This window comes from Streptomyces sp. S465, from assembly GCF_026898115.1.
Taxonomy (GTDB): Bacteria; Actinomycetota; Actinomycetes; order Streptomycetales; family Streptomycetaceae; genus Streptomyces; species Streptomyces luomodiensis.
The window spans coordinates 7,819,681-7,843,298 of the sequence record NZ_CP114036.1 but is presented as its reverse complement, the minus strand read 5'-3'; the positions used below and the strand labels follow the sequence as shown (position 1 = coordinate 7,843,298).

The window sequence follows — 23,618 nt, the reverse complement described above, 5'->3', positions numbered from 1 at the left end:
CAGCCGATGGCGACGGAAACGACGCCGGTGACCCCGACGGGAGACGTCGGGAACCCGCGAGCCGACGCGGTCTATCGAAAGATCAAATGGCGCATCCTGCCGCTGCTCGTGGTGTGCTACGTGGTCGCGTTCATCGACCGGTCCAACATCGGGTTCGCGAAACTCGAGTTCTCCACGGACCTCGGGTTCTCCGACGCGGTGTTCGGCCTCGGGGCCTCCCTGTTCTACCTGGGCTACGTCCTGTTCGAGGTGCCGAGCAATCTGATGCTGCACAAGGTCGGAGCCCGCAAGACGTTTCTGCGGATCATGGTGCCGTGGGGGCTCGTCTCCGCGGTCTCCGCGTTCATGGTCTCGCCCGGCCACTTCTACGCCGTGCGATTCCTCCTCGGCGTCTTCGAGGCGGGATTCTTCCCCGGCGTCCTGCTGTACCTCTCCTACTGGATCCCCTCCAAGCGGCGAGCCAGCACCAGCGCGATATTCCTGTCCGCGATGGCCATCTCGGGCATCGTCGGCGGCCCCGTGTCCGGCGGGATCATGGACGGGATGGACGGACTCTGGGGCCTGGACGGCTGGCAGTGGGTCTTCCTGGTGGAGGGGCTGCCCGCCTGTCTGCTCGGCGTGGTGGTGTACTTCGTGCTCAGCGACAGTCCGGAATCCGCGCACTGGCTCACCGCGGACGAACGCCGTCTCGTCGCCGCCGAGGTCGAGCGCGACCGGCCCACCGGGGAGAAGGTTCCGCATTCCTACGGTGCCGCGCTGCGCAGCGGGCGGTTCTGGGGTCTGGCCGCGCTCGGCTTCTCCATCATGACCAGCACGAGCGGTCTGTTCCTGTGGCTCCCCACGATCCTCAAGGACGCCGGCTCGCTCAGCGTGGCGCAGATCGGGCTGCTGAGCGCGGTGCCGTTCGTCGTGGCGGTGGTCGTCCAGTACCTCAACGCCCGTCATTCGGACCGGACCCAGGAGCGCCGCATGCACGCCGGCGTCTTCGCCATGGTGGGAACCGCCGGCTGGCTCCTGCTGCCGCTGGCCGCGGACACGACCTGGCTCGCGCTCGTGGTCCTCACGGTGATAGCCGTGGGAACGATGGGGGCGATGGGGCCGTTCTGGAGCATGCCGGCCGCTCTGCTCAGGGGCACCGCGGCCGCGGGCGGTATCGCCACCATCACCGCCTTCGCCGGCATCGGCAACCTGCTCACGCCCACCATCACCGGATGGCTGAGCAGTACGACCGGCACCCAGGCGTACAACCAGCTGCTCTACGGGGCGATCCTGGGAGCCGGTGCGCTGGTGATGTTCCTGCTCATCCGTCCGGCCCGCGCCGAGGGCACGGTCTGACCGCTCGTGCTCCCGTCGTGCGGCCGGTTTGCGACAATGGCCGGCATGGCGATCAACCCCCACGGCACCAGCGCCGGCGTTGCCCGGTACAACCAGCTGGCCACGATCTTCCGCCGGCGTATCGAATCGGGTCACTGGGCCGTCGGGGAGCGCATTCCCACCGTTGTGGAGCTGGCGGAGGAGTGGAGCGTCGCACCCGCCACGATCCGGCAGGCACTCGGACTGCTCGAAGAGGCCGGGCTGATCGAGCGGTACCGCGCCAAGGGAACCTTCGTCAGGCGGCGGCCGCAGCAGGACCTGTGGTGCGAGGTCCCCACCGACTGGAACGGCCTGCTGCTCTCCCCTCCCGGTATCGAGGTCGAGTTGCTGGCGAGTGACGTCACCGCCCATCCGCCGCGCGTCGAGCACGCCGACGGCACACTGGCGCCGTCGTACCGGCACTGGCGGCGGCGCCACTCGCGCGACGGGCGCCCCTACTACCTCGGCGACGCCTACATCGCGGAGCGGTGGGCCGCACGGATCACGGACGAACAGCTCGCCGAGAACACCACGCTGCGGATACTCAAGGACATGCCCGGCCTGCGTCTGACCACCGTGCACCAGACGCTCACGATCGTGATGGCCGACGTCGAGCTCAGCAGCGAACTCGACGTCCCGCTGAACTCGCCGATCGCCCGGCTCCAGCGCACGGCGGTCGACGCGGACGGGTCCGTGGTCTTCGTCGGTGACGGCATGTACCGCGGTGACGTCGTCCGTCTGGACATCTCCGTCCACGCCTGACCCAGAGGTGACTTGCCACCGACAGGGGCACACCCTTACCGTAAAAAGCTATAAAGCTGCATTAATGACTTAGGAGTCTGTGGTGCGACTGTTCTGGTCCCCGAAATCACCGTTCGTCCGCAAGGTCATGGTCGTGCTGCACGAGACGGGCCAGGTGGACGACGTCGAGACCGAGCGCACCCCGGTGCAGATGTCCGAGCCCAACCCCAAGGTGCTGAGCGCCAATCCGCTCAACAAGATCCCCACACTGCTGCTCGACGACGGGCGCGTCCTGCTCGACTCCCGGGTGATCTGCGAGTTCTTCGCCCGCAGGGCGGGTGACACGGTGCTGTACCCGCGCGACGAGGCGGAGTACTTCCGAACGGCCTCGCTCCAGGCCCTCGGTGACGGCCTGCTCGACCTGCTCCTCATATGGCGCAACTGGCATCGCGACCGTGGCCTCGCCCACGACGCCGCCGACCCCTACCTCGACGCCTTCGGCCTGAAGGTGACGACGACGCTCGACCACCTCGAGTCCCGCGCCGGCGAACTCGGCGAACGCTTCGACATCGGCCGGGTGTCGGTGGCGATCGCCCTGGCGCACCTGGACTTCCGCTGGGAGGTACTTCACTGGCGCGCCGGACGGCCGAACCTCGCCGCATGGCACGCCGAGGTGTCCGAGCGTCCGTCGATGCGCGCCACGCGGATCGTCGACGACTCCGCCGCACTCGCCACCGGGAGGGCGTCGTGACGGGCCCGCTGACGCATGTGCGCGTGCTCGACCTGAGCCGCATCATGGCGGGACCGTGGGCCGGCCAGGTGCTCGCCGACCTCGGCGCCGACGTCATCAAGGTCGAACGGCCGGGCACCGGCGACGACACCCGCTCCTGGGGACCGCCGTTCCTGGACACCGAGTCCGGCTACTTCCTCTCCGTCAACCGGGGCAAGCGTTCGGTCACCGCGGACCTCGCCACCGCCGAGGGGCGGGAACTCATCCGCCGGCTCGCCGCCACCAGCGACATCGTGCTGGAGAACTTCAAAGCCGGCACGCTCGACCGGTACGGACTGGGCTACGAGGACCTGCGGGCCGTCAAGTCCGACCTCATCTACTGCTCGATCACCGGTTTCGGCCAGACCGGCCCGCGTCGTGACCAGGCCGCCTACGACTTCATGATCCAGGCCATGGGCGGGCTGATGAGCGTCACCGGCGAGCCCGACGACCGGCCGGGAGGGGGCCCGCAGAAGGTCGGCATCCCGGTGGTGGACCTCTTCACCGGCATGTACGCGGCCACCGGCGTGCTGGCCGCCCTCGCCCACCGGGACCGCACCGGAGAGGGCGACCACATCGACCTCGCCATGCTGGACGTCCAGGTCGGCATCCTCGCCAACCAAGCGATGAACCACCTGATCTCCGGTGACGTGCCGGTCCGCCGCGGCAACCGGCACCCGAACATCCAGCCCCAGGACGTGTACCCCTGCCGGGACGGCCACCTCGTCGTCGCGGTCGGCAACGACGGGCAGTTCGTCCAGTTCTGCGAGGCGCTCGGCATGCCCGGCCTCGCCGCCGACCCCGACTACGCCACCAACGAGGCCCGCGTGCGCAACGTGGAAGCGCTCACCTCCCTCATCCGGGACACGCTGGCCGAAGGCGACCTCGAGCACTGGCTGCACGAACTCGGCAGCCGTTCGGTGCCGTGCGGCCCCATCAACACCGTGCCGATGGCCTTCGCCGACGAGCAGGTGCGCCACCGCGACATGGTCCGGCACCTGCCGCACCCGACCCTGGGTTCCGTTCCCCAGGTGGTCAGCCCCCTGCGCTTTCGCAACGCCGCGCTCGACTTCGACACGGCCCCGCCGCTGCTCGGACAGCACGGGGCGGAGATCATCGACGAGCTCACGGCCGAAACCCGCGCCTGACGAGCCGGTCACCGCCTTCTTCAGCGAACGAACGAGAACCAGGAGAGTCCTTCGTGCCCCGCATCCCACTGTTCGACCCCGAGGTGATGACCCCGGAGCAGGAGAGGGTCTACCGCGACGTCGTGAACGGACCCCGCGCCCGGCTGGTCGGACCGCTGAGAGCGGCGTTGCACCGGCCCGAACTCGCCGACCGCTGGCAGCGATTCGGCGAGATCCTGCGGTACGGCACCAGCCTGCCCGAACATCTCAACGAGCTGGCCATCCTCGTCGTGGCCCGTCGCTGGACCGCCCAGCTCGAATGGTCGATCCACGCGGACGCCGCGTTGCGCGCGGGTCTGGCAGCGGAGATCGTCGAGGCCCTCCGGGTCGGCGAGCCCCCCGTCTTCCACGACCAGGACGCCTACGACGTCCATGAGTTCGCCCGGACGCTCCAGCAGACCGGCGATGTCGACGAAGAGGTGTACCAACGGGTCTGGCAGCGCTGGGGCGAGGTGGGGGCCGTCGAACTCTCGTCCGTCGTCGGCTACTACACGCTGGTCGCCATGACCTTGAACGTCCACCGGATCCCGGTGCCCGGCGGGGAGCGCCCGCTGGCGTCCGCGGCCGGCCCGGTGCGCCGGCTCGTGGAGCTGCCCGAAGCCACACTCGGCGCGACCGCCGAGATGACGAAGACGGCGGGCTGAGCCGTGACCACGACAGACGGCGCCGTCCCGCCGCGCATGCCCACGCGTGCGGCCCGGGACTTCCCGGCCGGCGCCTGGGACTGCCACTCCCATGTCTTCGGGCCCTTCGACCGGTTCCCGACCGGCCCGTCCACCTATCCGATCCCGGACGCGCCTGCGGGAACGTACCTCGGCATGCTCGACCGCACCGGCACCGCGCGGGGGATGCTCGTACAGCCCGCGCCCTACGGGAACGACACGAGCGCGCTGGAGCACGCGCTGGCGCGGTCGGAAGGCCGGGCCGTGGGCGTAGGCGTGGCCACCGCCGACTGCCCGGCCGGTGAGCTGGCACGGCTGCACGCCGCCGGCGTCCGGGCCCTGCGGTTCAACGACCGCATCGCCCCGGCCACCGGCGCGCGCTTCCCCGGCGCCGTCGGGACCGAGGCGTTCCGTGCCCTGGCGCCGGTCATGCGCGAGCTGGGCATCCACGCGCAGATCTGGGCGGGGCTGGAGGACTGCGTCCGGCTGGTGGACGAGTTCTCCGGCACCGGCGTCCCGGTCGTCCTGGACCACCTGGCGCAGCCCGACGTGGCCGCCGGCCCCGGCTCGGCGGCTTTCCGTGCCCTGCTCGACCGCGTGAAGGACGGCGCGGCCTGGGTGAAGCTGACCCTGTGCCGGGTGGGAGACCCCGACCGGGGCTACGCGGACGCCCGCCCGTTCCACGACGCCCTGGTCGAGGCCGCGCCGGCACGGCTGCTGTGGGGCTCGGACTGGCCCTTCGTACGGATGGGAGAGTCCGCGCCGGACGTCGCCGACCTCGCCGACCTCTTCTGCGACTGGGTGGACGACGCCGCGCTGCGCCGGCAGATCCTGGTCCACAACCCGCGGCGGCTGGTGGACACCGGGCTCCGCGCATGAGGCTGCTGTTCCTCGTCGACCCGCCGGACCGGCTCGACCCCGGTCACGACTCGTCGATCGCGCTGATGAGGGCCGCCGCGGCGCGCGGTCACCAGGTACTCATGGCCGAGATGCGCGAGTTGTCCGTGCGTGACGGCAAAGTGTTCGCCCGCGCCCACGCGGCCGATCCGCGGTCCGGCTCCCTCGGCCGCGGCCCGGCCGAGGTCGTGGACCTGGACGATGTCGGCCTCGTGCTCGTACGCACCGATCCGCCGGTGGACGACGACTATCTGCGGGCCACGTATCTCCTGGACTTCGCGCAACGACGCGGCACTCCCGTGTGCAACAGTCCTGACGCGCTGAGGAGCACCAACGAGAAGCTCTTCGCGCTGCGCTTCCCCGAGCTCACCCCGGAGACCGTGGTGAGCGCCTCCGCGGCGGAACTGGCCGACGCGGTGGGGCGATGGGGCCGGGCGGTCCTCAAGCCGACGGATGCCATGGGCGGACGTGGCGTCCTGCTGCTGGAACACGGACACCCCAACCTCCCCGGCCTGATCGAGGTCGGCACCGCGCGGGGTCGGCGACACGTGGTACTGCAACGTTTCATCGACGACGGCACCCACAGCGACCGCAGGGTCCTCGTCGTCGACGGCGAACCGGTCGCCGCGCTCCGCCGCACCGCCAAGGCGCCCGACTTCCGGTGCAACATGGCCGTCGGGGCCTCGGCGACCGCGGTCCCCCTCACGGAGACCGACCGCGCGATCTGTGCGGTGCTCCGCCCCGAGCTGATCGGGCGGGGTATCGCCTTCGCCGGTGTCGACCTCATACGAGACCGGCTCATCGAGGTGAACATCACCAGTCCGACCGGGCTACGGGAGATCGACGGCGGCCCCGCGGACACGGTGGGGCGGGTAGCCGACGACGTCCTGCGGCGGCTGCTGGCCCACGCCCGATGAGCCGGCCGGGCACGGGCCTTCGCGCTTCCAGCCCGACCCAGCCCGACTACCGGATCCCCAGCTCCCGCAGGACGCGGCGCTGAGCCGCTGTCGGCCTGGCCGGGAAGTAGAGGTAGCACACCCCTCCGGTACCGCTTTTGACCTGGCCGTTCGCGTCGTAGCGCTTGGTGCGCAGCCAGATGTTCTCCCACTGGCGCCGCTGATAGACGTGGCGGACCGCCTCGTTGTCCGGCGAGGCCGGGTCGTTGGCGATGACGTCGCCGTCGGCCGTGAAGCCGACGACGGTCATCAGGTGGCCCGAGGTGCCGTATCCCGCGCCGTCCAGCTCCGTCGCGAGGAAGGACTGCGAGGTGATCAGCGGAATGCCGGCGTCGATCAGCTTCTCGGCGTCGGTGAGCGAGTCCAGCCGGGTGACCACACCCTGGAGATCGCGGTAGGTGGCGGCGTACGCGGCGTTGAACGGCCAGTTGCCGCACCCCTCGTACTGGTAGTCGAAGGTGGACCGGGCGGCGTGGCAGACCTGCGGGTCGGCGTAGTCCGGGTCGACCCAGGCCAGGTCCGCGGCGGAGGGCTTGCGGCCCCAGTACTCAATGATCATCTGCGAGGAGGTGGGGCTGCACCACGCCTCGCCGCCGTTGTCGTACTCCGGGTACTGGCCCTTGTGGATCTCCTGCGAGTAGCGCGGTACGGCCAGCTCGCGCCCCGTGGACAGGCTCGGCGTGGAGGCGGGCACCTCGAACCGGTCGGGGACGTCCGAGCCCATCGCGCCGACCCGCCACACCGTGGGGGTGAGGGTGGTGCCGGGCCTGCGGTGGAGGGTGAGCCGCACCTGGTACGTCGCCAGCCGCAGCCCGCCGGCCGGGTCGTCGATGGAGAGGGTGTCGGTCCACACCGAGCTCTTGTCGTCGCTCTGGCCGTCCACCGAGGTGCGCCGGATGGAGGAGGCGCCGTCGCCGGAGGCCCAACGGCCCATCACGTACCAGGGGGTCGCGGAGCCGTCGGTGTAGGTGCCCTTCAGCTCGATCTGGATCCAGGTGTCGGCGGGGGTGCGGGCGTTCCAGGAGACGATGGCCTCGGTGGCGGGCACGGAGAGCGTGCGCACCGGGGAGGTCCAGGTGGCGTACTCCCAGGCGGCCTTGGTGCCGGTGTGCGGGTCGGTGTAGTCCACGCTGCCCAGCGGGCGGGAGATCACGATGCCGGGGCGGGCACCGGCCTCGGCGCGGACGCCCTTGGCGGCACCGGCCAGCCAGTCGGCGTGGCCGCTCCAGCCGTGGTACTCCGCGACCCGGCCGGCCTTGGTGGCCGTGGCCTCGGAGGCCGCCGGGGCGGCGGGGGTCCCAGGGGTCGTGGAGGTCCCGGGGCTCGTGGAGGTCCGCGCCGCGGAGGCGGCCGTGACGGCCGTCGTGGAGACGGCGGCGGCGCCCGCGACGCCGAGGGCGGCGGCGAGCACGGAGCGGCGGGGCGTGGATCCGGATCTGGTCATGCGGGTTTCCCCCAGTCGTCGTCCAGTCCAATGGGCGGCGGGTGCACGGCAGTCGCACAACTGCGGCAGTCGCACAACTATGGCCGCCGCGAGGGGTCCCAGGCCAGTGATTCCCCCGGCGCCCGCTGCATCAATATTGGTGTGAACCAATGGCGTGAACGAGCCGGAGGGGCCGTATGGTGGTCCCGATGCGAACATACCCACCGGTTGGCACCCTCGACGCGCTGGCGCGGCGCCTGTGCGCGCTGCCGCCGTCCTGCGGGCCGGTCCGGCTGGTCGCGGTCGACGGGCACGCCGGTTCCGGGAAGACCACCTTCACCGGGCGGCTCGCCGAGGCACTCGGCGGCGCGCCCGTGCTGCACACCGACGACTTCGCCACGCACGAGGAGCTCTTCGGCTGGGCGGAACGGCTGCGGACCCAGGTGCTCGCCCCGCTCGCCCGGGGCGCGGCCGCGCGATACGCCCCGTACGACTGGAGGGAGCGGCGCTTCGCCGCCACCCCTCGGCGGCTCGATCCGGCGCCGGTCGTGCTGCTGGAGGGGGTGGGCAGCGGCCGCCGCGCGGTGCGCCCGTGGCTGGCCCGACTGCTGTGGATGGAGCTGCCGGACCGGGACTCCTGGCGGCGCGGACAGCTGCGGGACGGTCCGGGGCTGTCCGCATTCTGGGACGGATGGCTGCCCGCCGAGCGTGCGCATTTCGCCGACGACCCCTCCCGTCCGTACGCCGGAGGGTTGGTACTCCAGCGAAAGGAGGGGTATGAGGTGCTACCGGGACCTGCGGCGACCGACCGAGACACCCTCTGCCCTCACACAGCGTGACCCGATGTGGCCGACCGGGGCGGACCGCGCCCGACGCGTGACGCGTGCCCCAACTCGGCTTGACCCGGGGCCCATACAGGTCTTACGTTCTCAATGTGCGACTCGTACGAGTCGTCCCACAACGCGAAGCCCCCGGTTGTTCCCCCGTGATCGGGGGCTTCGTCCCGTCTGGCGCCGGTTTTCCGCTCCTTTGCGCCGCCACTCGCTCACCCTGTGTGACGATCTGCCTCAGGACCCGCGCGCCCCTTACCCGCCCCCGCGCACACCCGCCCGACCTTGTGGGATTGCGACGAACAGCAGTGCGGCACCCTCGGCCCATCCGGCCTGCGCAGGTACGATGCGAAAGGGGCAGTCGCCCCTGCGGCATCCACGGGGGCAGGGGTTGTGGGGGACGTGATGGATTTCGGCACGCACAGTTCGCACGCCCCGGCCGATCTCGCCTGGCTGCGAGCCGTCGACGCCTACACGATGGGCGCGTACGCACAGGCCGAGGAGGAGTTCCGGACCGCGACGCGGCTCGATCCCGGCATGGCCGACGCCTGGCTCGGACTGCACGCGCTGCGGGCCGACACGGCGGCCGCGCTGCTGCGGATGTACCGGCACCGCGACCGCTTCGGCGAGCAGCGCGCCCGCCACCGCCGCACCCTCAACTCCTGGTACTGGCTCGGCTGGTGGGTCCAGCCGGTGCTGGAGACCGGCCGGGATCTGCTGCTCGCCCACGCCTCGCACTGGCTCGACGGCCGCCATGTGCCCGAGCTGGACCGGGCGCTGGCCGGCTGCCCTCCGGTGGAGGCCGATCCGCAGGCCCGCTTCCTGCACGCCTGCCGCGCCTATCTGGTCAAGGACTGGGAGCAGCTGGTGCGCCACACCGACCCGCTGCTGGACGATCCGTTCCTGGGCATCGAGGCCGGTCTGTTCGCCGGGATGGCGCGGGTCCGGCTGGAGATGTACAGCCAGGCCGAACCACTGCTCGCCGCCGCCCTGATGCGCTGCCGCAGCGAGCAGCCCCAGCGCAAGGAGCTGCGCTACTGGCTCGCCCGCGCCCACGAGGGCACCGGGCGCAGCGCCGCCGCGCTCCCCCTCTACCGCGCCGTACACCGCATCGACTCCGCCTTCATGGACACCTCGGCGCGGCTCGCGGCGATCGCCGAGTCCGACGGGCTGGACGAGCCCGCGGATCTGGCCACCATCTCGCTGGCCGGGACCGGCGGCCAGGATGTGGACGGCCGGGACAGCACCGCCACCGACCCCGCCGATCCACTGCCCACCGATCCGCTGCCCACCGACGGCCGCGATCCGCGGGCCCCGGGCGAGGGCCCCGCGGGACCCTCGGGACCCGCGGGGCCGCCGCGGATGGGCCCGGCCGTGGTGGGTGCGGGCGGCACCCGTGAGCGGGCCGGTCTGCCGTCCCAGCAGCCCGGCCCCTCCGATCCGGTGCTGCTGGAGAGCGCGCTACAGGAGCTGGAGCGCATGGTCGGCCTGGAGCCGGTCAAGCGGCAGGTGCGGGCGCTGTCGGCGCAGCTCCACATGGCGCGGCTGCGCGCCGGGCAGGGCCTGCCGGTCCAGCCGCCCAAGCGGCACTTCGTCTTCTCCGGCCCCTCCGGCACCGGCAAGACCACCGTGGCCCGCATCCTCGGCCGGGTCTTCTACGCCCTCGGCCTGCTCGGCGGCGACCACCTGGTGGAGGCCGGGCGCGCCGATCTGGTCGGCGAGTACCTGGGCCAGACGGCGGTGAAGGCCAATGAGCTGATCGACTCCGCGCTCGGCGGAGTGCTCTTCGTCGACGAGGCGTACAGCCTGTCCAACTCCGGCTACAGCAAGGGCGACGCCTACGGCGACGAGGCGCTCCAGGTGCTGCTCAAGCGCGCCGAGGACAACCGCGACCGGCTCGTGGTGATCCTCGCCGGCTATCCCGAGGGCATGGACCGGCTGCTGGCCGCCAACCCCGGCCTCGGTTCCCGCTTCACCACGCGCGTGGACTTCCCCAGCTACCGCCCGCTGGAGCTCACCCGGATCGGTGAGGTGCTGGCCGCGGAGAACGGGGACGTGTGGGACGAGGAGGCCCTGGAGGAGCTGCGCAGTATCAGCGGCCATGTGGTGGACCAGGGCTGGATCGACGAGCTGGGGAACGGCCGGTTCCTGCGCACGCTGTACGAGAAGAGCTGCGCCTACCGCGATCTGCGGCTCTCCGGCTGGACCGGCACCCCGACCCGCGACGACCTCGCCACGCTGCGGCTGCCGGATCTGATGCAGGCGTACGGGGAGGTCCTCTCCGGCCGCGGCCCCATGTACCGCGACCCCCAGGACCCCCCGCTCACCTGACACCGCCCCCGCCGAACCGCACGGGGGTGCCCCCCGCCGCATGGCCGCGCCCCCGTCCCATGGCCCGGCCCGCCGCACGGCCGCGCCCCGTCCCATGGCCCGGCCCGCCGCATGCCGCGCCCCGTCCCATGGCCCGGCCTGCCGCACGGCCCCGGCTGCGCGCCGCCGAGCGACGCGGGTCCGGAGCACGGCCGACACGGTGGGCTCCGCCGCCCGGCACCGAAAGGTGCTCCCCCGAACGACGTCAGCCCCAGCCGCGGATGGGTCCCGCCCGCGGGGCATCCGGGGCGGGGGCTCGCCCAGGAGCCGGAGACTCCACCGGGAGCCGGGGGCTCGCCCGGAGGCGGGGGTCAGGGGCCTCGCCTCTGGCCGGGGGCCGGGAGGCAGGGCGGGGGCCAGAGGCCGAACGCCGGAGGCCGGACGCCGGGGCCAGAGGCCGGAGGCCAGGCCGGACACCGGGCACCGGCACCGGAGGCGGGGTCAGGGGCCCGGGGCCGGACGCCGGGAGCCACGGGCCGGGGCCGGACACGGGCACCAGGGGCCCGGGGCCAGGGGCCGGGAGGCCAGGTCGGATGCCGGGCACCGGCACCGGAGGCGGGGCCAGGGGCCCGGGGCCGGGAGGCAGGGCGGACGCCAAACGCCGGACGCCGGGAGCCAGGAGCCGGACGCCGGGAGCCACGGGCCGCGGCCGGACACCGGGCACCAGGGGCCCGGGGCCAGGGGCCGGGAGGCCAGGTCGGATGCCGGGCACCGGCACCGGAGGCGGGGCCAGGGGCCCGGGGCCGGGAGGCAGGGCGGACGCCGAACACCGGAGGTCGGACGCCGGGGCCAGAGGCCGGAGGCGGGGTCAGGGGCCCGGGGCCGGACGCCGGGAGCCACGGGCCGGGGCCAGGGGCCGGAGGCGGAGGCTTCGCCCCTGGCGAGGCCGGGGGCGAAGGCTTGGCGCCGTCGGCTGGGCTACCGCGCGACCATCGCCGGTTCGTCCGCCGGGGCCGTCGGCTCGCCCCGCTGTCCGGTCACCCGGCCGGGGCGGCCCTCGTCGCGGTGGGAGGGGTCGTGGACCTCGCCCACCAGCATCTCCAGGACGTCCTCCAGGGCGACCAGCCCGAGCACCATGCCCGACGCGTCGGCGACGGCCGCCAGGTGGGAAGCGGCCCGGCGCATCGCGGTGAGGGCGTCGTCCAGCGGGAGCTCCGCCCGGAGCGTCTCGATCGGATGCCAGAGCCGCTGTGGCACGGCCCGCTCCGGGAACTCCAGCTCCAGGACGTCCTTCACGTGCAGATAGCCCATGAAGGCGCCGCCGGGGCCGCGCACCGGGAAGCGCGAGTAGCCGGTCCGCACGGTCAGCTCCTCGATCTGCCGGGGGGTGACCGAGGGGTCGACGGTGACCAGGCCCGCCGGGTCCAGGAGGACGTCGGTGACCGGGCGGCTGCCCAGTTCCAGGGCGTCCGCGAGCCGCTCGTGCTCACCGGGGTCGAGCAGTCCGGCCTGATGGGAGTCCTCGACCAGATGGGTCAGCTGCTCACTGGTGAAGACGGCCTCGATCTCGTCCTTGGGCTCCACCCGGAACAGCCGCAGCACCAGCCGGGCGCATGCCCCCAGCAGCGCGGTGACCGGCCGGCACAGCCGCGCGAAGGCGACGAGTCCGGGGCCGAGCCACAGCGCGGTCCGGTCCGGCGCCGCCATGGCCAGGTTCTTCGGCACCATCTCGCCGATGACCAGATGCAGGCAGACGACCACGGCGAGCGCGATGGCGTAGCCCAGCGGGTGCACCAGCTGCTCGGGCAGGTGGACGAGGTGGAACACCGGCTCCAGCAGATGGGCCACGGTCGGCTCGGCGACCGCGCCCAGGGTCAGCGAGCAGACGGTGATGCCGAACTGCGCGGCCGCCATCATCTGCGGCAGGTTCTCCAGGCCCGTCAGCACCGTACGGGCGCGCCCGGAGCCCTCGGCCGCACGCGGCTCGATCTGGCTGCGGCGCACCGAGACCAGGGCGAACTCGGCGCCCACGAAGAAGCCGTTGGCGAGGACCAGCAGGGCGGCGAAGAGAAGCTGTACCAGACTCATCGCGCGTTCTCCTCCCCGGCCGTCGCTCCGGCACTCGCGTGCACGGGCGGCGTACCCGGCTTCGTACGGACGATGCGCACCAGCTCCGCCCGGTGGTGGCCGACCTGCCGGACGGCCAGCTGCCAGCCGGGCAGCTCGGCGGTGTCGCCGGGGACCGGGATCCGCGCCAGCAGATCGGCGACCAGCCCGGCCACGGTCTCGTACGGCCCGTCAGGCGCGTCGAGGCCGATCCGGCGCAGGGCGTCGACGCGGCAGCCGCCGTCGGCGTCCCACGCGGGGCGGCCGTCCTCGGTGGCGGTCTGCACCAGGTCGGGGGTCTCCGCGGCCTCGTCGTCGTGCTCGTCGCGCACCTCGCCGACCAGCTCCTCGACGATGTCCTCCAGGGTGACCACACCGGCCGTGCCGCCGTACTCGTCGACGACGACGGCTATCGGCTGCTCGCTGCGCAGCCGCTCCAGCAGCGGCTGGACCGGCAGCGTCTCGGGGACCAGCAGCGGGGGCTGGGCGATCCGGCTGACGGGGGTGCGCAGCCGGTCCTGCGCGGGCACCGCGAGGGCGTCCTTGAGGTGCACCATCCCGATGACCTCGTCCAGCCGGTCGCGGTAGACGGGGAAGCGGGACAGCCCGGTGGCCCGGGTGAGGTTGAGCACATCCACGGCGGTCGCCGAGGAGTGCAGCGCGCTGACCCGCACCCGCGGGGTCATCACATGCTGGGTGGTCAGCTCGCCCAGGGCCAGGGTCCGGACGAACAGATCGGCCGTGTCCTGCTCGATCGCGCCGGCCCGCGCCGAGTGGCGGGCCAGCGAGACCAGTTCACCGGGGGTACGGGCGGAGGCCAGCTCCTCGGTGGGCTCGACGCCCAGCGCCCGCACCAGCCGGTTGGCCACGGTGTTGAGCAGGGCGATCACGGGCCGGAAGAAGCGGGCGAAGGCGTACTGCGGGCCCGCGACGAAGCGGGCGACCTGGAGCGGCCGGGAGACCGCCCAGTTCTTGGGCACCAGCTCGCCGATGACCATCTGGACGGCGGAGGCCAGCAGCATGCCCAGCACGACGGCGATACCGGAGACGGCCCCGTGGGGCAGCCCGACCGCCTCCAGCGGGGCGGTCAGCAGATGGCCGAGCGCGGGCTCGGCGAGCATGCCGACGATCAGCGAGGTGATGGTGATGCCGAGCTGGGTGCCGGAGAGCTGGAAGGACAGCTCGCGCAGCGCCTCGACGACGGTACGGGCGCGCCGGTCGCCCTCGTCGGCGGCACGCTCGGCGTCCGGTCGCTCGACGGTGACCAGGCCGAATTCGGCGGCCACGAAGAAGCCGTTGGCGAGGATCAGGACGAGTGCCGCGGACAGCAGCAGGAGGGACAGCGTGATGCTCATGCCGCCGCCTCGTGGTCGGCGGCGGCGCAGGTACTACAGGACGATCCGTCCATCTGCGGAGGGAGTCACTCCTCGGGTCGCAGGGGAGCCCGCCGGGGCGCACGGGGGCGTGCGCTCAGCAAGTGGCGGGGCGGGGCACCGTTCGGCCCCGGCAACAGGGTAATCAAGGATGGGGGGTGACGGGCAGGCCCCTCGCGCCGTTGGAGTGCCGATCGGCACACCGGCCGGGCCGCCGCACGCATCGGCTGGGCCGCCGCACCGGCCGGGCCGCCCGGCCGGGTGGCTCAGTGAGCGGCACGGCCGGTGCCGTGCCGCTCGGCGAGCGCGCGCAGGGCGCGCGCGTCGTCGATGGCCCGTGCCTTCGCGATGCCCGGCTGGATGCCCATCGCGGGCAGGCTGGTGCCGTCGGCGAGGTCCAGATAGACCCAGGGGTCGCCGGGGCGCAGATTGACCCGGAGCACCTCCGCCCACTCCAGCCGGCGCTTGGTGGTGAGGTTGATCACGGTCACCCCGCCCTCCTCGGCCACCACCTTGGGACGGCTGAGCAGCATCAGCACCCCGAAGAACAGCAGTCCGGTGACGATGAAGCTGGCCCTCTCCCCCGGCCCCAGCGACTCCAGCAGCAGGGCGACGGCCGTGAGGACGACCAGGGCGGCGACGCCGACCGTCATCAGCACGGCCCGGGTCCTGGTCGGCCGGAAGGTGACGGGCAGGGTGGGCGGGGACGCGGGGGCGGACACGTGGCCGGCCTCTCGATGGCAGGGAAAGGGCAGGGAAGGGGCAGGGCAGGGATCGGGTCGGGAGAGGGGGAAGCCGTCAGAGGCGGCAGGCGTGGATGCCGGTGGTGAGGATGGCCCGTGCCCCCAGGTCGTAGAGCTCGTCCATGATCCGCTGGGCGTCCTTGGTGGGGACCATCGAGCGGACCGCGACCCAGCCCTCGTGGTGCAGCGGGGAGACGGTGGGCGACTCCAGACCCGGGGTGAGCGCCACGGCGCGCTCCACCTGCTCCACCCGGATGTCGTAGTCCATCATCACGTAGCGCCGGGCGACCAGGACGCCCTGCATCCGGCGGAGGAACTGCTGGACCTTGGGGTCGTCGGTGGGGGCGCCGGTGCGGCGGATGACGACCGCCTCGGACTCCAGGATGGGCTCGCCGATGATCTCCAGCCCGGCGTTGCGCAGGGTGGTGCCGGTTTCCACCACATCCGCGATGACCTCGGCGACACCGAGCTGGATGGCGGTCTCGACCGCGCCGTCGAGGTGGACCACGGCGGCGTCCACGCCGTTGTCGGCGAGGTGCTTGGTGACCAGTCCGGAGAAGGAGGTGGCCACGGTCATCCCGCCGAACTCGCTGACGTCCTTCGCCGTGCCGGGGCGGGTGGCGTAGCGGAAGGTGGACCCGGCGAAGCCGAGCTGCATGATCTCCTCGGCCTGGGAGCCGGAGTCCAGCAGCAGGTCACGGCCGGTGATGCCGATGTCGAGCCGGCCGGAGCCCACGTACACGGCGATGTCGCGGGGGCGGAGGAAGAAGAACTCGACCTCGTTCTCGGCGTCGACGAGGACCAGTTCCCTGCGGTCCTTGCGCTGCCGGTAGCCGGCCTCATGGAGCATCGCCGACGCAGGCTCGGACAGTGAACCCTTGTTGGGGACGGCGATGCGCAGCATGAGTGCTCTTTCCTTCGGTAGTTCGGTAGCCGGGTGGCCGGGTGGCCCGTCGGCGGGAGCCGGTGCCGGGGCGGGCGGGGTTACGGGTGGGTCAGAGGTGGGCGTAGACGTCGTCGAGGGTCAGCCCCTTGGCGACCATCATCACCTGAAGGTGGTACAGGAGCTGGGAGATCTCCTCGGCGGTCGCCTCGTCGCTTTCGTACTCGGCGGCCATCCACACCTCGGCGGCCTCCTCCACGACCTTCTTGCCGATGGTGTGCACACCGGCGTGGACCAGCTCGGCGGTACGGGAGGAGGCGGGGTCGGCCGTGGCGGCCTTCTGCTGGAGCTCGGCGAAGAGCTCCTCGAACGTCTTCTTGGACATGGTGTGCGCCATCCTACTGGGGGCCCGGGGCGCGGCTCAGCGCGAGGGCTGGGCGACCGACCGCAGGCCGGCGACGGTGGCGACGGCGGCGGTGACCGCCTCGTGGCCCTTGTCCTCGCTGGAACCCTCCAGCCCGGCCCGGTCGATGGCCTGCTCCTCGGTGTCGCAGGTCAGCACGCCGAAGCCGATGGGCACGCCGGTGTCCACGCTGACCTGGGTCAGCCCCTGGGTGACGCCCTGGCAGACGTAGTCGAAGTGCGGGGTGCCGCCGCGGATGACCACGCCCAGGGCCACGATCGCGTCGTAGCCGTGGCCCGCGAGCACCTTGGCGGCCACCGGCAGCTCGAAGCTGCCCGGCACCCGCAGCACGGTGGGCTCGTCGATGCCGAGCTCTCCCAGCGCGCGCAGGGCGCCGTCGAGCAGCCCGCCCATCACCTTTTCGTGCCACTGTGCGGCGATGACGGCGACGCGCAGGTCCCCGCAGTTCTTCACGGACAGTTCGGGGGCGCCCTTACCGCTCACGTCTCTCCTCGGTGGTTCTTCGGTGGTTCTTGGTGGTTCTTCGGTCGTGCGTGCCTGCACATGCGCAGGTACCGAGTGTGTGGGGATGGCTGCTACTGGTTGCCGCAGGCCGATACGGGCTCGGCCCGGTCACCGTCCAGCCAGGGCAGGTCATGCCCCATCCGGTCCCGCTTCGTCCGGAGATAGCGGAGATTGTGCTCCCCGGCCTGGACGGGCATCGGCTCCCGGCCGGTGACCCGCAACCCGTGCCCGACCAGCGCCGTGGTCTTCTCCGGGTTGTTGGTCATCAGCCGCAGCGAGCGCACGCCGAGGTCGGCGAGGATCTCCGCGCCCGCGGCGTAGTCCCGCGCGTCGGCGGGCAGTCCGAGTTCCAGGTTGGCGTCCAGGGTGTCCCGGCCCAGCTCCTGGAGCTCGTAGGCGCGCAGCTTGGACAGCAGTCCGATACCGCGCCCCTCGTGGCCGCGCAGGTACAGGACGACGCCACGGCCCTCGGCGGTGACCCGCTCCAGGGCGGCGTGCAGCTGGGGGCCGCAGTCGCAGCGCAGCGAGTGGAAGACGTCGCCGGTGAGGCATTCGGAGTGGACCCGGACCAGCACGTCCTCGCCGTCCCCGAGCTCCCCCTGGACCAGCGCGATGTGCTCGACGCCGTCGGTCGCGCGGTAGCCGTACGCCCGGAAGTCGCCGAAGGCGGTGGGCAGCCGGGTCTCGGCCTCGCGCCGCACCAGCGGTTCGGCGGGCTTGCGGTACGCGATCAGATCGGCGATGGAGACGATCGCCAGGTCGTGCTTGCGGGCGAAGGCGACCAGGGCGGGCAGGCGCAGCATGGCACCGTCCTCCCCCGCGATCTCGCAGATCACGGCCGCCGGGCGGAGTCCGGCCAGCCGGGCGAGGTCGACCCCGGCCTCGGTGTGGCCGTCGCGGGCGAGCACTCCGCCGGGGCGGGCGCGCAGCGGGAAGATGTGGCCGGGGCGCACGAGCTCGCCGGGGGTGGTGGCCGGGTCGGCCAGCAGCCGCAGGGTGGCGGCCCGGTCGGCGGCGGAGATACCGGTGCTGACGCCGTGTTCGGCGGTGGCGTCGACCGAGACGGTGAAGGCGGTCCGCATGGACTCGGTGTTCTCCTCGACCATCTGCGGGAGCCGGAGCCGGTCGAGGTCGGCGCCCTCCATGGGGGCGCAGATGAGCCCGCGGCACTCGTTCATCATGAAGGCGACGATCTCGGGGGTGATCGTCTCGGCCGCGGCGACGAGGTCGCCCTCGTTCTCCCGGTCCTCGTCGTCCACGACCACGACGGGGCGGCCCGCGGCGATTTCCGCGATGGCCCGCTCAATGGGGTCCAGCACCAGTTCGTCGGGCCACCGCGCGGTGCGCAGTGGGGCGGCCGGGCCGCTCTGGTGCGGCTCGGGGACCGCGTATGCCTCGCTCATGGGGTGTCCTTTGCAATCGCTTCTCCGCCCGCGCGGCGCCGCGGCGCGGGCATCGTCACCAGGTGCGGACCGGCGGCCGCGGGTGCGGCGCTCATGGGGTGGCCTCGTCGGTGGCCTCGTCGTTCTGGGCGCCGCCGTCCCGTCCCAGCAGCCGCTCGACGTATTTGGCGAGCACGTCCACCTCGAGGTTGACCGGGTCCCCGGCCTGCTTGACCCCGAGCGTGGTGAGCGCGAGGGTCGTCGGGATGAGGCTGACGGTGAAGTAGTCGGGGCCCGCGTCCACGACGGTGAGGCTGATGCCGTCGACCGTGATGGAGCCCTTCTCGACCACATAGCGGCTCAGTCCGGCGGGCAGCGAGATCTTCACGATCTCCCAGTGCTCGGAGAGCTTGCGCTCCACGATGGTGCCGGTGCCGTCCACATGGCCCTGCACGAGGTGGCCGCCGAGCCGCCCGCCGAGCGCCATGGGGCGCTCCAGGTTGACCCGGGAGCCGACGCCGAGCGCGCCGAGGCTGGAGCGTTCCAGCGTCTCGGCCATCACATCGGCGCTGAACCGGTCGCCCTCGGCGTCACCGATGATGTCGACGACGGTGAGACAGACGCCGTTGACGGCGATGGAGTCGCCGTGCTTCGCCCCTTCGGTGACGACGGGGCCGCGCACCTGGAAGCGGGACGCGTCGCCCAGGTGCTCGATGGCGACGATCTCACCCAGTTCTTCGACAATTCCGGTGAACACTTCAGTTCTCCTCGGCGAGGGAGGCGGGGGTGGTGGGAGTGGCGGGGGTGGCGACAACCGTGGGAACGGCGGTGACGCGCAGATCGGGGCCGAGCCGGGTGACATCGACCGTCTCGAGCCGCAACGCCCGCGTGATGGTGGTGATTCCGGCGTCGGCGAGGGCGGCGGGGCCCGCGCCGAGCAGAACGGGGGCGAGATAGCCGACGACCTTGTCGACCGCGCCCGCGGCGAGGAACGCGCCCGCGAGGGTGGGCCCGCCCTCCAGCAGGACGGAGCGCACCCCGCGGCCGTGCAGTTCGGCCAGGAGCGCGGGGATCAGCAGCCCGGCCCCGGCCGCGCGCGGCAGCCGTACGGTCTCCACGCCCGGCCGCCGGGGCAGATGGGCGGTGCTGGTGTCCTCGGCCACCGCGATCAGCGTGGGCGCGGCGTCGTCCAGGACCCGGGCGCCGGGCTTGACGGTGGCGCCCGAGTCCACGACGACCCGCAGCGGCTGGGTGACTGACTCCCGGCCCCGTACGGCCAGGTGGGGGTCGTCGGCGCGCAGGGTGCCGGAACCGACGACGACGGCGTCGGCCTCCGCGCGCAGCCGGTGCACATCGGCGCGGGAGTCGGGGGAGGTGATCCACCGGCTGGTGCCGTCGGCGGCGGCGCTGCGGCCGTCCAGGGTCGCGGCGTACTTCCACAGCACGAAGGGGCGGCCGCGGCGCATCGCGGTCAGCCAGGGCTCGTTGACCGCCTCGGCCTCCTGTGTCAGCAACCCGGCCGCGACGTCGATCCCGGCGGCGGCGAGGGTGGCGGCGCCGCCCCGGGCCTGTGCGGTGGGGTCGGCGACGGCGTAGCGGACGCGGGCGATCCCGGCGGCGATCAGGGCCTGGGCGCAGGGACCGGTGCGGCCGGTGTGGTTGCAGGGTTCCAGGGTGACGAGGGCGGTGCCGCCGCGGGCCCGCTCCCCCGCCGCGCGCAGCGCGTGGACCTCGGCGTGGGGTCCGCCCGCCCGCTGGTGCCAGCCCTCGCCGGCGACCCGGCCGTCGGCGTCGAGGATGACGCAGCCGACCACGGGGTTGGGGCTGGTGTGGCCGAGGCCGCGGGCGGCGAGCGCGACGGCGTGGCGCATCGCCTGGGATTCGGCTGCGGTGGCCACCGGGTCCTCCTGCCTCTTCGGGCACGGACTCCGGGGCTGTCGAGATGACACGGAAGCGGAAACGGCGTCGCCAGCACGCCGGGTTCGGCAACGCGTCCGCGCCGGGGAAGGGCGGACCGCCGAGGCGGCGCACCGGTGATGTCGCTACCGCCGCGCACTGCCTCCCATCCGGACTTTCACCGTCGGTCCAGGAATTTCACCTGGTCAACCGGCCGCTGGCAGCGGACGGGTCGCGGACTGTAACCGCCGGTTCGGATTTTCACCGACCCCGGAGTGCGCTGACGTCACTGGTACGGCCCCAGTGTGCCATGGCCATCAGCGCAGGTGGGATGCGAGGTGGGTGTGGCCTCCCTCACCCGGGGGCGAGGGGGCCGGCCGCGACCGGTGCGCCCCGGAGCCGAGCCGAGGCCGAACCGAGGCCGAACCGAGGCCGAACGCGGAGACCGAAGCGGCCGAAGCGGCCGAAAACGAGGAAGCCGGACCAGGCGCCGACGCCTAGGCAGCCTCGGCGCGGCCTAGGCGGCACCGAACAGCTCGTTCTGCGCCGCGTCCATCGCCGTGAGCACGGCCCCGCGCAGCACCCCGCCGCCGCCCACCGCCCCCGCGCACACCCGTGTCCGCAGCGGTGACAGCCGGGCGACCCGCTCCGCGACGCGCCGGGCGAGCGCATCGCCCCCGGCCCGGCCCACCTCACCACCGAGCACCGCACATCCCGGGTCGAGCACCGCGCAGATCGCGGCGACACCCACCGCTATCCGGGCCGCCAGCTCGTCCAGGAACGGCTCGCCCCGCTCCCCCGCCCCGAGGGCCGCGCGGATCACCGCCTCCGCCGCACCGGCGTCCTCCGTTCCGGCCCCGCGCCGGGCCTCGCCGCCCGCACCGCCCGCGGCGGCCGCCAGGCCGTGCTCCTGGGCGAGTTCGCAGACCGCGGCGCTGCACACCAGGGAGTGGAACCCGCCGTCGCAGCCGGTGGCGGAGGGCAGTCCCGAGGTGCCCGGCACCGGCAGGAAGCCGATCTCGCCGGTGCCGCCGGAGGCACCGCGCCGCAGCATCCGGTCGAGCACCACGGCCGCGCCGACGCCATGGCCGAGCCACAGCAGGACGAAGGTGTCGCGGTCACGCGCCGCGCCCAGCCGCTGTTCGGCGACGGCCGCCAGATTGACCTCGTTCTCCAGCAGCACCGGCGCCGCGAGACCGCCGTGCAGCGCGGTGGCCAGCTCGCGGTGCCAGGAGGGCAGTCCGCTGGTGGCGTTGAGCTCCCCGGTGGCGGGGTCGATGAGACCGGGCACCCCGATGCCGATGTGGTGCAGCCGCACCGCCCCGGCCCGCTCGGCCACCCGCTCCACCAGGGCCACCGCGGCCGCCACGGTCCGCGCCGGGTCCGTGTCCGGGGCCACCGGCAGCGACTCCTCGGCCAGGGTCCGGCCCAGCAGATCGGCCACGCATACGGCGACGCTGTCGGTACGGACGTCGACCCCGGCCACATGCGCGCTGTCGGCGACGATCCCGTACACCCGGGCGTTGGGTCCCCGGCGCTCCGCCCCCGTCTCCCCCACCACCGCCACCAGCCCGGTCTGCCGCAGCCGCTCGACGAGGTCCGCGATGGTGGGACGGGACAGGCCGGTGAGCGACTTCAGCTGCCCCGCGGTCAACGGCCCCTTGTCCTTGAGCAGCTGGAGGGCGAGGCGGTCGTTGATGGCCCGCGCCGTACTCGGGGAGGCGGTGCGGCCCGCCACGGACGCGCTCGTCGAGGTCATGCCGGGATCCTTCCAGAAGGCTGCCGGAAAAACTCTATCTATCAGGGAGCCTTCCTGATAGTTTCCGCTGGGACCATTTGGGATCTGGGACCAGCTGTGACCATCGGTACAGGCCGCGCTGCGGGGAGGGTGCGACAGGTATGGGCAGGCTCAAGGAATCCGGGACGCCCGAGATGCGCCCCGTACGGCGGGCACGGGTGGCCGTCGCGGCGGTGTTCGCCGTGCACGGCGCGGTGACCGGCAATTTCGCCACCCGCATCCCCTGGATCCAGGAGCGGCTGGACCTCAGCGCCGGTCAGCTCGGCCTGGCGCTCGCCTTCCCCGCCATCGGGGCCTCGGTCGCGATGCCCCTGGCCGGGCGGATCAGCCATCGCTTCGGCGCCCGCGCGGCGCTGCGCGGGCTGCTCGCCCTGTGGACCGCCTGGCTGGTGATGCCGCCGGTCAGCTCCGGTCTGGTCTGGCTGTGCGGGGTGCTCTTCGTCTACGGCGCGACCTCCGGGATGTCCGACGTCGCCATGAACGCCCTCGGCGTGGAGGTCGAGAACCGCCTCGGCCGTTCGATCATGTCCGGGCTGCACGGCATGTGGAGCGTGGGCGCGCTCACCGGCTCCGCGGCGGGCACGATCGCCGCACACGCCGAGTCCGACGCCCGGCTCCACCTCGGGATCGCCGCCGCGGTCCTCACCGTGCTCGGCGCGGTGGCCTGCCACTGGGTCCTCGATCTGCGCAGCGCCCCCGAGGAGCACCCGCCGCCCCGTTTCGCCCTGCCGCCCCGCTCCGCGCTGATCATCGGCGCGGTGGGGTTCTGCGCGGTCTTCGCCGAGGGCGCGAGCCTGGACTGGTCGGCGGTCTATCTGCGGGACGTCCTGGACTCCTCCCCCGGTGTCGCCGCCGCCTGCACCACCGCCTTCTCCTGCACGATGGCCGGTGCCCGGCTCATCGGGGACGCGGTGGTGGGCCGCTTCGGCCCGGTGCGGACCGTACGCACGGGCGGTGTCCTGGCCACCGCCGGCGGGCTGCTCGTCGTCACCGCCCCCGGCCCCGCGCTCGCCATCGCCGGATTCGGCCTCATCGGCCTGGGCATCGCGGTCGTGGTGCCGCTGGCCTTCGCCGCCGCGGGCCGCAGCGGCCCGGCCCCGAGCCAGGCCATCGCGGGCGTCGCCACGATCACGTACACCTCGGGGCTGATCGCCCCGGCCGCGATCGGTTCGATCGCCGACCTGACCTCGCTGACGATCTCGTTCTGCCTGGTCACGGCGTTGGCGCTGGGGCTGGTGGCGGGTGCGGGGGTGCTGCGGAAGCCGTCGTCGTCGGACCCGGCGGCACCCGATCCGTCCGCGTCCGAGGCCACGCTGCCCTGACGGGCCAGGGGACGGGAGTCGGGGACGGGAGCCGGAGGCCAGGAGCCGGGGGACGGGAG

General features: G+C 73.0%; 21 protein-coding genes and 1 riboswitch. Of the genes, 10 read left to right on the top strand and 11 right to left on the bottom strand.

Annotation, left to right across the window (positions count from 1 at the left end; all coding sequences use genetic code 11):
• Positions 1–6 precede the first annotated feature (6 nt).
• The 7 genes from N6H00_RS33325 (at position 7) to gshB (ending at position 6,526) form a co-directional block, all read left to right on the top strand.
• Complete coding sequence (locus N6H00_RS33325; RefSeq protein WP_268975549.1) at positions 7–1,335, top strand: MFS transporter; 1,329 nt, start codon at positions 7–9, stop codon at positions 1,333–1,335.
• A gap of 45 nt (positions 1,336–1,380) precedes the next feature.
• A complete protein-coding gene (locus N6H00_RS33320) occupies positions 1,381–2,115 on the top strand; it encodes a GntR family transcriptional regulator (protein ID WP_268975548.1) in 735 nt (244 codons plus the stop codon).
• A gap of 82 nt (positions 2,116–2,197) precedes the next feature.
• A complete protein-coding gene (locus N6H00_RS33315; RefSeq protein ID WP_268975547.1) occupies positions 2,198–2,845 on the top strand; it encodes a glutathione S-transferase in 648 nt (215 codons plus the stop codon).
• Positions 2,842–4,011 carry a CaiB/BaiF CoA transferase family protein gene (locus N6H00_RS33310; RefSeq protein ID WP_268975546.1) on the top strand — a complete coding sequence of 390 codons (1,170 nt, stop codon included), beginning with the start codon at positions 2,842–2,844 and terminating at the stop codon, positions 4,009–4,011. The genes N6H00_RS33315 and N6H00_RS33310 overlap by 4 nt, the downstream gene beginning before the upstream one ends.
• Before the next feature lie 53 nt (positions 4,012–4,064).
• The gene (locus N6H00_RS33305) at positions 4,065–4,694 is read left to right on the top strand and encodes a carboxymuconolactone decarboxylase family protein (protein WP_268975545.1); all 630 of its coding nucleotides are present in this window, start codon (positions 4,065–4,067) and stop codon (positions 4,692–4,694) included.
• 3 nt (positions 4,695–4,697) lie between these two features.
• Positions 4,698–5,591 (top strand): amidohydrolase family protein, encoded by an 894-nt coding sequence (locus tag N6H00_RS33300; RefSeq protein ID WP_268975544.1) that lies wholly within the window; start codon positions 4,698–4,700, stop codon positions 5,589–5,591.
• Positions 5,588–6,526 carry a glutathione synthase gene (gshB, locus tag N6H00_RS33295; RefSeq protein ID WP_268975543.1) on the top strand — a complete coding sequence of 313 codons (939 nt, stop codon included), beginning with the start codon at positions 5,588–5,590 and terminating at the stop codon, positions 6,524–6,526. Before N6H00_RS33300 ends, gshB begins: the two co-directional genes overlap by 4 nt.
• 46 nt (positions 6,527–6,572) lie before the next feature.
• On the opposite strand, the gene N6H00_RS33290 is transcribed toward gshB, so the two are convergent.
• Entirely contained in the window at positions 6,573–8,009 is a 1,437-nt protein-coding gene (locus N6H00_RS33290) for a peptidase C39 family protein (RefSeq protein WP_268975542.1), read from the bottom strand.
• A gap of 188 nt (positions 8,010–8,197) precedes the next feature.
• On the opposite strand from N6H00_RS33290, the gene N6H00_RS33285 reads away from it, so the two are divergent.
• Both N6H00_RS33285 and N6H00_RS33280 read left to right on the top strand, forming a co-directional pair.
• Positions 8,198–8,827, top strand: coding sequence for a uridine kinase family protein (locus N6H00_RS33285; protein WP_268975541.1), 630 nt, complete (start codon positions 8,198–8,200; stop codon positions 8,825–8,827).
• 396 nt (positions 8,828–9,223) lie between these two features.
• Entirely contained in the window at positions 9,224–11,149 is a 1,926-nt protein-coding gene (locus N6H00_RS33280; protein ID WP_268975540.1) for an AAA family ATPase, read from the top strand.
• Positions 11,150–12,106: 957 nt separating this feature from the next.
• On the opposite strand, the gene N6H00_RS33275 is transcribed toward N6H00_RS33280, so the two are convergent.
• From N6H00_RS33275 to N6H00_RS33230, 10 genes are all read right to left on the bottom strand, one after another.
• Entirely contained in the window at positions 12,107–13,216 is a 1,110-nt protein-coding gene (locus tag N6H00_RS33275; RefSeq protein ID WP_268975539.1) for a hemolysin family protein, read from the bottom strand.
• Positions 13,213–14,583, bottom strand: coding sequence for a hemolysin family protein (locus N6H00_RS33270; RefSeq protein ID WP_268977213.1), 1,371 nt, complete (start codon positions 14,581–14,583; stop codon positions 13,213–13,215). Before N6H00_RS33270 ends, N6H00_RS33275 begins: the two co-directional genes overlap by 4 nt.
• Positions 14,584–14,873: 290 nt before the next feature.
• On the bottom strand, positions 14,874–15,329 hold the full coding sequence (locus N6H00_RS33265; RefSeq protein WP_268975538.1) for a PH domain-containing protein: 456 nt from the start codon (positions 15,327–15,329) through the stop codon (positions 14,874–14,876).
• Positions 15,330–15,405: 76 nt separating this feature from the next.
• Positions 15,406–16,254 carry an ATP phosphoribosyltransferase gene (gene hisG, locus N6H00_RS33260; RefSeq protein WP_268975537.1) on the bottom strand — a complete coding sequence of 283 codons (849 nt, stop codon included), beginning with the start codon at positions 16,252–16,254 and terminating at the stop codon, positions 15,406–15,408.
• 91 nt (positions 16,255–16,345) lie between these two features.
• Positions 16,346–16,630 (bottom strand): phosphoribosyl-ATP diphosphatase, encoded by a 285-nt coding sequence (locus N6H00_RS33255; protein ID WP_268975535.1) that lies wholly within the window; start codon positions 16,628–16,630, stop codon positions 16,346–16,348.
• A gap of 24 nt (positions 16,631–16,654) precedes the next feature.
• Complete coding sequence (gene ribH / locus N6H00_RS33250) at positions 16,655–17,140, bottom strand: 6,7-dimethyl-8-ribityllumazine synthase (RefSeq protein ID WP_268975534.1); 486 nt, start codon at positions 17,138–17,140, stop codon at positions 16,655–16,657.
• Between the two features lie 92 nt (positions 17,141–17,232).
• Positions 17,233–18,564 (bottom strand): bifunctional 3,4-dihydroxy-2-butanone-4-phosphate synthase/GTP cyclohydrolase II, encoded by a 1,332-nt coding sequence (locus N6H00_RS33245; protein ID WP_268975533.1) that lies wholly within the window; start codon positions 18,562–18,564, stop codon positions 17,233–17,235.
• Positions 18,565–18,655: 91 nt separating this feature from the next.
• Positions 18,656–19,300 (bottom strand): riboflavin synthase, encoded by a 645-nt coding sequence (locus tag N6H00_RS33240; protein ID WP_268975532.1) that lies wholly within the window; start codon positions 19,298–19,300, stop codon positions 18,656–18,658.
• 1 nt (position 19,301) lies between these two features.
• Positions 19,302–20,441, bottom strand: a complete 1,140-nt coding sequence (ribD, locus tag N6H00_RS33235; RefSeq protein ID WP_268975531.1) for a bifunctional diaminohydroxyphosphoribosylaminopyrimidine deaminase/5-amino-6-(5-phosphoribosylamino)uracil reductase RibD — start codon at positions 20,439–20,441, stop codon at positions 19,302–19,304.
• A 150-nt stretch (positions 20,442–20,591) separates the two neighbouring features.
• A riboswitch (FMN riboswitch) is annotated at positions 20,592–20,722 on the bottom strand.
• A gap of 234 nt (positions 20,723–20,956) precedes the next feature.
• A complete protein-coding gene (locus N6H00_RS33230) occupies positions 20,957–22,198 on the bottom strand; it encodes an ROK family transcriptional regulator (RefSeq protein WP_268975530.1) in 1,242 nt (413 codons plus the stop codon).
• A gap of 140 nt (positions 22,199–22,338) precedes the next feature.
• Here N6H00_RS33230 and N6H00_RS33225 point away from each other — a divergent pair, with 140 nt between their 5' ends.
• Positions 22,339–23,559: an MFS transporter gene (locus tag N6H00_RS33225; RefSeq protein WP_268975529.1), complete on the top strand. Its 1,221-nt coding sequence runs from the start codon at positions 22,339–22,341 to the stop codon at positions 23,557–23,559.
• Positions 23,560–23,618: the final 59 nt, after the last annotated feature.